We start from the raw sequence: 8,589 nt of genomic DNA, 5'->3' as shown, positions 1-8,589 counted from the left end.
TGCAATCACAGGGAGCATGCATTTCAGAGGTGGGATCACCTGTGACTGCCAGGCAAGTTGCAATCACAGGCAGCATACATTTCAAAGGTGGGATCACCTGTGACTGCCGGGCAAGCTGCAATCACAGGGAGCATGCATTTCAGAGGTGGGATCACCTGTGACTGCCGGGCAAGCTGCAATCACGGGAAGAATGCATTTCAAATGTGGGAGGGGGCTTGCTCCCGAAGAGGCCCGATCAGGCTGCAAACCATCCGGATCAGACGGCTTCGTTGAGGATCAAGGTGCGGTAATGCCCTGGATTCGACCCCGACCACTTGCGAAACGCCTTGTAGAACGAACTCGCATCGGCAAACCCCAGCCGCGTCGCGATCTCGACGAAACTGATCGACGGTTCCGCCAGCCAGATGATCGCCAGTTCCTTGCGCACGCTGTCCTTGAGGCCTTGATAGGTCTGCCCTTCTTCCGACAAACGCCGGCGCAGGGTCGAGGCGGACATGCACAGCTGTTGCGCCAGAACCTCGGTTTCCGGCCACTGCTCGGCGGGCAACTGCCGCAGATCCTGCTTGATCCGGCTGGCAAGGCTCTCCGGGTCGCGGTACTTCACCAGAATGTTGGCCGGCGCGTGGGCCAGAAAACGCTTCAGCTCTTCGGCCGTGCGTTTGATCGGCAGGTCGAGGCAGTCTGCGGCAAAGATCATCCGCGTGCGTGGGCGGTCGAAACGCAGGTTTTCCGAGAACATCACCCGGTAGTCGTCGCAGAAGTCCGGCTCGGCGCAGCGCAGTTCGATCGCCAGAATCGGAATCCGCCGCCCGGCCAGCCAGCAGGCCACGCCGTGGACAATCATCCAGTAGGTGAAATAGGTGAAGGCGCGGCGCGGTTCGGGGTCGTCTTCGAGCAGGACGATTTCCGCCAGACTTTGCTGGTGCAGCAGTTGCGCCGGCATTTTTTCCAGCATCAACGAGAGGAAATTCAGGCCGGTGCTCAAACCAGCGGCCAGGGTCGGTTGCGCCATGGCGCTGCGGCAGAGGAATTCGAGGCTGCCAGATTTGAGCTGACGCGGGTCCATGCCGAAGAACTCGTCATCGCCGCGCCGCGCCAGCAGTCGCCAGAGTCTGGCGTATTGCGAGGCAGGCACCCGCCCCTGTTCGCTGTGCAGCAGGGCCGGAGCAATCCCGACCTTGTTCAAGACTTCATCCGTGGCCACGCCCGGGGCACAACTTTGCAGCAGCGCTTCACGCACCAGTTGAACGGCAATGGTGTCTTTTTCCGACATGGAGCGAGGCAGACCTTGTTGTTTTCGGGTGACGGGCATCTTAACGCAGGATTCGGACTCAGCACGAATCCCCACAATTGGATCTGAGCAAGGCAAAGACAGGTGCCGTTCAGCGAGTGTTCAGGTAAATGTCAACCATCCCCATTTGGGAATGAGTGTCATTATGTTACAACTTAGCCACCTATCTAAATCACTCGTGGTTGCCGCAATGCTCGTTCCTTTTCTGATCATGCTGCGTGAAGGCATTGAAGCCGCCCTGATCGTTGGCATCATCGCCAGCTACCTGCAACAGACCGGCCGTGGTCAATGGATGCCGGCGGTGTGGATCGGCGTGTTTCTCGCCGCCGCGCTGGCACTGCTGGTCGGCGGTGGCCTGGAATTGGTCAGCGCCGAATTCCCGCAAAAACAGCAGGAATTGTTCGAAGGCGTGGTCGGTCTGGTCGCCGTCGGCATTCTCAGTTCCATGGTGTTCTGGATGCGCAAGGTCGCGCGTTCGATCAAGCATTCGCTGCAGGCGTCGCTGGATCACGCCCTGACGTCTTCAAAGCATCAGGTAATCGCGCTGATCGCCATGGTGTTCTTCGCCGTCGCGCGCGAAGGCCTGGAAACCGTGTTCTTCCTGCTCGCGGTGTTCCAGCAGAGCGAAGGCCCGGGCGCGCCGGTCGGTGCCCTGCTCGGCCTGGTGCTGGCAATCGTCGTCGGCTTCCTGATCTACAGCGGCAGCATGCGCCTGAACCTGTCGGCGTTTTTCAAGTGGACCGGGCTGTTCATCCTCGTGGTCGCCGCCGGGATCCTCGCCAACTCGGTGCAGGCCCTGCATGAAGCGGGCCTCTGGAATCACCTGCAAACCGTGCTGTTCGACTTCAGCGCGACGCTGCCGATGGATGGCCCGCTGGGCTCGGTGCTGGCCGGCATGTTCGGCTATCAGGATGCGCCGACCGTCAGCACCCTCGGCGCGTATCTGCTCTATCTGGTGGTGGCGCTGGTGATGTTTTTCTTCCCGGCCGCGCCTGCTACGCCCAAGCCTGCCAATTCGTCTTCCGCTTCCAGCCAATAAGGGCACTCATGTCAAAGCCTAATACTCCTCAGGCCTCCCCTCCCCACGCCCTGCGCTGGGCGGTGGCCGGCTCGGTGGTCGTGATGATCGCTGCCGGTGGCTTGTTTTACTACGCCTCGAAAATGGCCGCGGCCAAGCGTCAGCACAACCATGACGAAGTGGTGGTCAACATCAACGCCCACAGCTGTGATCCGAACGAGCTGAGCGTACCGGCGGGCCGCGCCAGTTTCCGCATCGTCAACCGTTCCGACCGCGCGGTGGAATGGGAAATCCTCGACGGCGTGCTGGTGATCGAAGAGCGCGAGAACATTGCCCCGGGCCTGAGCCAGGTGATCAACGCCAACCTGCAACCGGGCGACTACGCCATCACCTGCGGGCTGTTGAGCAACCCACGTGGCGTGCTCCACGTGACGCCAACCGCATCTTCCGATGCCGCCGCCAAGGCCAAACCGTCGATGGTCGCCTTCGTCGGGCCGCTGTCGGAGTTCCGTGTCTACCTCGCCAGCCAGGGCAGCGCGCTGATCAAAGCGGTGACCGCGCTGAATCAGGCGATTGAAAGCGCTGACCTGAGCCAGGCGCAGGCTTTGTACCTGCCGGCGCGTGCCGCCTATCAGCGCCTGGCCCCGGCGGCGCAACGCCTGGCGGAACTGGACAACAGCATCAATGCCCGCGCTGATTATTTCGAAAGACGCGAGCAGGACCCGGCCTTCGTCGGTTTCCACCGCATTGAATACGCGCTATTCCAGCAACGCAGCCTCGATGGTTTGAACCCGGTCGCCGAGCGCCTTCTGGCCGACGTCACCACGCTCAAACAGCAACTGCTGGCCCAGTCCCTGCCGCCGGAACAGTTGGTCAACATCGTGGTGCGCAACCTCAACACCCTGGCTGACGTGCGCGCCGCCAGTGGTGAAGAAGAACGCTACAGCCACGGCGACCTCAACGGTTTTGCCGGCAACCTGCAAACCGCACACAAGGTCGTCGAGTTGCTGCGGCCGATGCTGACTAAGTCGGCGCCGGATCTGCTGCCGAAAATCGATGCTGCGCTGAGCGATTTCGACAACGTATTGAACAGCTTCAAGGTCAAGGACGGCTACGCCACTTACGACACGGTCAGCGGCGAACAACGCAAACAGATCGCCGACAAGGCCAAGGCACTCGCCGACGCTCTGGATGGCATCGATCCCGCCCTCGGCCTCTCCGGCCTGTAAGCAGAAGACGAATACCGATGAAAGATTTGCAAAACCTCGATCTGCAACGTCGCCGCCTCCTGATGGGCATGGGTGTCGCCGGTGTGGCACTGGCCGGTTCGGCCCTGAGCTGCCCGGCGATGGCCGCAGCACCGGCGCAAGTCACCGAAGCGCCGAGCAGCGATAAAACTGAAGACCGTCATGACTTCCACGGCGCGCACCAGACCGGCATCGTTACTCCGCGCCCGGCGTCCGGCATGTTCGTTTCGTTCGACGTGCTGGCCAGCGATCGCGAAGACCTCGAACGGCTGTTCCGCACCCTCAACGAGCGCATCGCGTTCCTGATGAAGGGCGGCCCTGTAGCGCATATCGACCCGAAACTGCCGCCACCGGACTCCGGCATCCTCGGCCCGGTCGTGACCCCGGACAACCTGACCATCACCGTGTCGGTGGGCGAATCGCTGTTCGATGAACGCTTCGGCCTGGCCGCCGCCAAACCGAAACGCCTGCAACGCATGATCGGTTTCCCCAACGATGCGCTGGAGGCTGATTGCTGCCACGGCGACCTGAGCCTGCAGTTCTGCTCGAACACCGCCGACACCAACATTCACGCCCTGCGCGACATCGTGAAAAACCTGCCGGACCTGCTGCTGGTGCGCTGGAAACAGGAAGGCAGCGTGCCACCGCAAGCCCCGGCCAAACCGGGGGTGCCGGCGCAATCGGCGCGCAACTTCCTCGGTTTCCGCGACGGCTCGGCCAACCCCGATTCCAACGACGCCAAGGCGATGGACAAGCTTGTCTGGGTGCAACCGGGCAGCGATGAGCCGGCCTGGGCTGCGCACGGCAGCTATCAAGCGGTGCGGATCATCCGCAACTTCGTCGAGCGCTGGGACCGTACGCCGTTGCAGGAACAAGAAAGCATCATCGGTCGGGTCAAGACCACGGGGGCACCGATGGGCGCACAACACGAGACCGAAGTCCCGGATTACAGCAAGGACCCGCAAGGCAAGCTGACCAAGCTCGACGCACACATCCGCCTCGCCAACCCGCGCACCGCCGCGAGCCAGGCCAACCTGATCCTGCGCCGGCCGTTCAACTACTCCAACGGCGTGAACAAGAACGGCCAGCTCGACATGGGCCTGCTGTTCATCTGCTACCAGGCCGACCTGGAAAAAGGCTTCATCACCGTGCAGACCCGGCTCAATGGCGAGCCGCTTGAGGAATACCTCAAACCGGTCGGCGGCGGTTACTTCTTCACCCTGCCGGGTGTCACCGGCGACAAGGATTTCATCGGTCGCTCGCTGCTCAACGCCACACAACCCAAAACAGCTGCCTAACCATAAAAACCCTCGGAGCCGCTCCATGAAAAAGTCGCCACTCGCGTTATTGCTGACCCTCGGTTTGCTCAACACCCCGCTGTCGGCGTTCGCCGCGACAGCGCCTCTGGATCTGGTCGGGCCGGTGTCGGACTACAAGATCTACGTTACCGAGCAACTGGATGAGCTGGGCAGCCACACCAAACAATTCACCGACGCCGTGAAAAAAGGTGATCTGGCCACCGCGCAAAAGCTCTACGCACCGACCCGCGTCTACTACGAGTCGATCGAGCCGATTGCCGAGCTGTTCAGTGACCTCGATGCGTCCATCGATTCGCGCGTCGACGATCACGAAAAAGGCGTGAAGGCCGAAGACTTCACCGGCTTCCACCGCATCGAATACTCGCTGTTCTCGGAGAAGAGCACCGAAGGCCTCGGCGCCCTGGCAGACAAGCTGAACAGCGACGTCAAAGACCTGCAGACCCGCGTTGCCGGCCTGACCTTCCCGCCGGAGAAAGTCGTCGGTGGTGCGGCCGCATTGCTGGAAGAAGTTGCCGCGACCAAGATCTCCGGTGAAGAAGACCGCTACAGCCACACCGACCTGTACGACTTCCAGGGCAACATCGACGGGGCGAAGAAAATCGTCGACCTGTTCCGGCCGCAGATCGAGAAGCAGGACAAGGCGTTCGTCGCCAAAGTGGACAAGAACTTCGCCACCGTGGACAAGATCCTCGCCAAGTACAAGACCAGGGACGGTGGTTTCGAGACGTATGACAAAGTCAAAGAGAATGATCGCAAGGCGCTGGTTGGCCCGGTCAATACCTTGGCCGAAGACCTGTCCACATTGCGTGGCAAGCTGGGTCTGAACTGATTGATGTAGAGACTTTCAGGACCTCATCGCGAGCAGGCTCACTCCTACAGTTGGAATGCATTCCCCTGTAGGAGTGAGCCTGCTCGCGATAGCGTTTTTAGCCGTCCTGAATGACTTGAGGTTTACAGGATTCGGTAAAGCAACCGCTCGATCCGCACCCGGCTTACCCGTTTGAGAAACTTCGCCACCCCCGCCGGGTACTCCGGCAAGGTCTCCAGGCTCTGGAAGCTGGCAATCCGCGTGGTATTGCGGAAAATCGCTTCCTGCTCCTTCGCCCGTGGCTGCAGCCACTCGCCTTGCGGGTCGTCGATCAGCAGCGCGTTTTCCAGATCCAGGCGGAACGCCCGCGGATTGAGGTTGTTGCCGGTCAGCAGCGTATAACGCTGGTCGACCCACATGCCCTTGAGGTGATAACTGTTGTCGCCGTCACGCCACAAGTGCAGGTTCAACTGGCCATTGTCGATGTTGCGCTGATGACGCTTGGCGAAGCGGCGCAGGCTGATTTCGTACAGGTAAGGCAACGCCGCGATCACCTTGAACGGCTCGCTCGGCGGAATGTAGAAATCGTTTGCGGTCTTGTCGCCGACCACGATGTCGATCTTCACGCCACGGGCCAGCGCGCGGTTGACCTCACGGATGATCGGCAGCGGCAGGTTGAAGTACGGCGTGCAGATGGTCAGCTGCTTTTGCGCACTGGCGATCAGCTCGACAATCACCCGGTTCAACGGGTTGTTCTTGCCCACCCCCAGCAGCGGACTCACCGACAGGCCGGTATGCGCCGTGCTGCCGGCACTGGTGTCGTAGGTCGCATATTTGAGGCGGCTGCGCAGGTCACCGATGTCGTTGCGCAAGCTGCGGGTGGTCGGCAAGTTCGGCAGGTCAAGGCGATGCACGGCCTTGGATTCAATCAGGCCGTGCTTGATCAGGTGGTGCATCGAGTCCGCCAGTTCGCGGCTGAGCAGCACGTGATAGCGGTCGAAACGGTACTTGTCGAACTTGTGCAGGTACACGTTGTTCAGGCTCGCACCGCTGTAGACCACGCAATCGTCGATCACGAAACCTTTCAAGTGCAGGACGCCGAACAGCTCGCGGGTCTGCACCGGCACGCCGTAGACCGGCACTTCACTCTGGTGAGTGCGGGTCATCTCCTGGTACCACGCCGCGTTGCCCGGCTGCTTGCCGGCACCGATCAGCCCGCGCTGGGCGCGCAGCCAGTCGACCACCACGACAATTTCCAGCGTCGGGCGCTTGAGCTTGGCGGCGTGCAAGGCATCGAGGATTTCCTGACCGGCCTCGTCGTGCTGCAGGTACAGCGCAACAATGTAGATGCGCTGGGTCGCCTCGGCGATTTTCTCCAGCAGGCAACGACGGAACTCGGCAGCGCCAGGCAGAATGGTCACGGCCTCGGCAGTCAGCGGAAAGCTGCGCAGTTTGGGCAGCAAAGAGCGTTTGAAAAGCAACGGCATAGGGCTCGCAATGGGTCGAATCCGAAGAACCCGAGAGCTTACACCATCGCTCGGTTCGGGTCTTGTAACTGTCTGTGATGACGCCTTCGCGAGCAGGCTCACTCCGACAGTTGAAAGGCGATCCCCTGTGGGAGCGAGCTTGCTCGCGAAAGCGGTACGGCAAACACAAAAAATACCCACTTGACCAAGGAGAACGATCGTTCTACTGTTCGCCACATGAACGAATCAACCCGCAACGAAACCCGCGACATCATTCTGGATGTCACCGAAAAGTTGATCTACAAAAGTGGCATCGCGGCCACCGGCATGGATCTACTGGTAAAGACCGCCGGCGTCTCCAGAAAAAGCATCTACCGCTACTTCGCCAACAAGGAGGAACTGACCGTCGCCGCCCTGCAGCGCCGCGACGTGCGCTGGATGCATTGGTACCGCAGCGCGGTCGATCAGGCCGAAACCCCGGCCGATCGCCTGCTCAACCTGTTCACCGTGCTCAAGGGCTGGTTCGCCTCGGAAGGCTTCCGCGGCTGCGCCTTCATCAATACCAGTGGCGAAACCGGTGACCCCGAAGATCCGGTGCGCCAGGTCGCCAAGGACCACAAACAGAAACTGCTCGACTACCTGTGCGAGCTGTGTACCGAACATGGCACCGAAGATCCGCAATTGCTGGCCAGACAGTTGCTGATCCTGATTGACGGCGCCATTACCGTAGCGCTTGTTATGGGTGATCACAGTGCCGCTGATAATGCGCAATGCATGGCGCGTAAGTTATTGGACCTGTAACGCCTTATATAAGCCTGACCGTTGTTTAATCGTCAATTAGATCGGGAGACTGAAAATGTCGACTGCTGCCCAAGTGCGTCCGCCTTTACCGCCGTTCAACCGTGAATCGGCCATTGAAAAAGTGCGTCTGGCCGAAGACGGCTGGAACTCCCGCGATCCGGAAAAGGTATCGCTGGCGTATACCCTGGACACCCAGTGGCGTAACCGCGCCGAGTTCGCCCACAATCGTGAAGAAGCCAAGGCCTTCCTGACCCGTAAATGGGCGAAAGAACTGGACTACCGCTTGATCAAGGAGCTCTGGGCTTACTCGGATACGCGCATTGCCGTGCGCTACGCCTATGAATGGCACGACGATTCGGGCAACTGGTTCCGCTCTTATGGCAATGAAAACTGGGAGTTCGATGAGCACGGCCTGATGTTCCAGCGTTATGCCTGCATCAACGACATGCCGATCAAGGAAAGCGAGCGCAAGTTCCACTGGCCGCTGGGGCGGCGCCCGGATGATCATCCGGGCCTGTCCGACCTCGGCCTGTAAATTCACACAGATCGAAAATGTGGGAGCGGGCTTGCTCGCGAAGGCGGTGTATCAGCGACATGAATATTGACTGACACAACGCTTTCGCGAGCAAGCCCGCTCCC

The 8,589-nt window shown here is 60.5% G+C and carries 8 protein-coding genes; 6 read left to right on the top strand and 2 right to left on the bottom strand.

Annotated features, from left to right (window positions below; genetic code table 11):
- Positions 1-256 precede the first annotated feature (256 nt).
- Entirely contained in the window at positions 257-1,273 is a 1,017-nt protein-coding gene (locus PseAD21_RS12570) for an AraC family transcriptional regulator (protein WP_102355959.1), read from the bottom strand.
- A 208-nt stretch (positions 1,274-1,481) separates the two neighbouring features.
- Between PseAD21_RS12570 and efeU the strand changes: the two genes are divergently transcribed.
- The 4 genes from efeU to efeO (PseAD21_RS12550) are packed head-to-tail and all read left to right on the top strand — an operon-like array spanning position 1,482 to position 5,704.
- Positions 1,482-2,330, top strand: coding sequence for an iron uptake transporter permease EfeU (efeU, locus tag PseAD21_RS12565; protein ID WP_102355958.1), 849 nt, complete (start codon positions 1,482-1,484; stop codon positions 2,328-2,330).
- A gap of 8 nt (positions 2,331-2,338) precedes the next feature.
- A complete protein-coding gene (gene efeO, locus PseAD21_RS12560) occupies positions 2,339-3,538 on the top strand; it encodes an iron uptake system protein EfeO (protein ID WP_102355957.1) in 1,200 nt (399 codons plus the stop codon).
- Positions 3,539-3,555: 17 nt separating this feature from the next.
- Positions 3,556-4,854, top strand: coding sequence for an iron uptake transporter deferrochelatase/peroxidase subunit (efeB, locus tag PseAD21_RS12555; protein ID WP_102355956.1), 1,299 nt, complete (start codon positions 3,556-3,558; stop codon positions 4,852-4,854).
- Between the two features lie 25 nt (positions 4,855-4,879).
- On the top strand, positions 4,880-5,704 hold the full coding sequence (gene efeO, locus PseAD21_RS12550) for an iron uptake system protein EfeO (RefSeq protein WP_102355955.1): 825 nt from the start codon (positions 4,880-4,882) through the stop codon (positions 5,702-5,704).
- Positions 5,705-5,826: 122 nt separating this feature from the next.
- On the opposite strand, the gene pssA is transcribed toward efeO (PseAD21_RS12550), so the two are convergent.
- Complete coding sequence (gene pssA / locus PseAD21_RS12545) at positions 5,827-7,170, bottom strand: CDP-diacylglycerol--serine O-phosphatidyltransferase (RefSeq protein ID WP_102355954.1); 1,344 nt, start codon at positions 7,168-7,170, stop codon at positions 5,827-5,829.
- 216 nt (positions 7,171-7,386) lie between these two features.
- Here pssA and PseAD21_RS12540 point away from each other — a divergent pair, with 216 nt between their 5' ends.
- Complete coding sequence (locus PseAD21_RS12540) at positions 7,387-7,950, top strand: TetR/AcrR family transcriptional regulator (RefSeq protein WP_102355953.1); 564 nt, start codon at positions 7,387-7,389, stop codon at positions 7,948-7,950.
- Positions 7,951-8,005: 55 nt separating this feature from the next.
- Complete coding sequence (locus tag PseAD21_RS12535) at positions 8,006-8,485, top strand: nuclear transport factor 2 family protein (RefSeq protein WP_102355952.1); 480 nt, start codon at positions 8,006-8,008, stop codon at positions 8,483-8,485.
- Positions 8,486-8,589 lie beyond the last annotated feature (104 nt).

The organism is Pseudomonas sp. AD21 (genome assembly GCF_002878485.1).
Classification (GTDB): Bacteria; Pseudomonadota; Gammaproteobacteria; order Pseudomonadales; family Pseudomonadaceae; genus Aquipseudomonas.
Note: the sequence above shows the minus strand (reverse complement) of the source record. Positions and strands in the feature narration are given on the sequence as shown.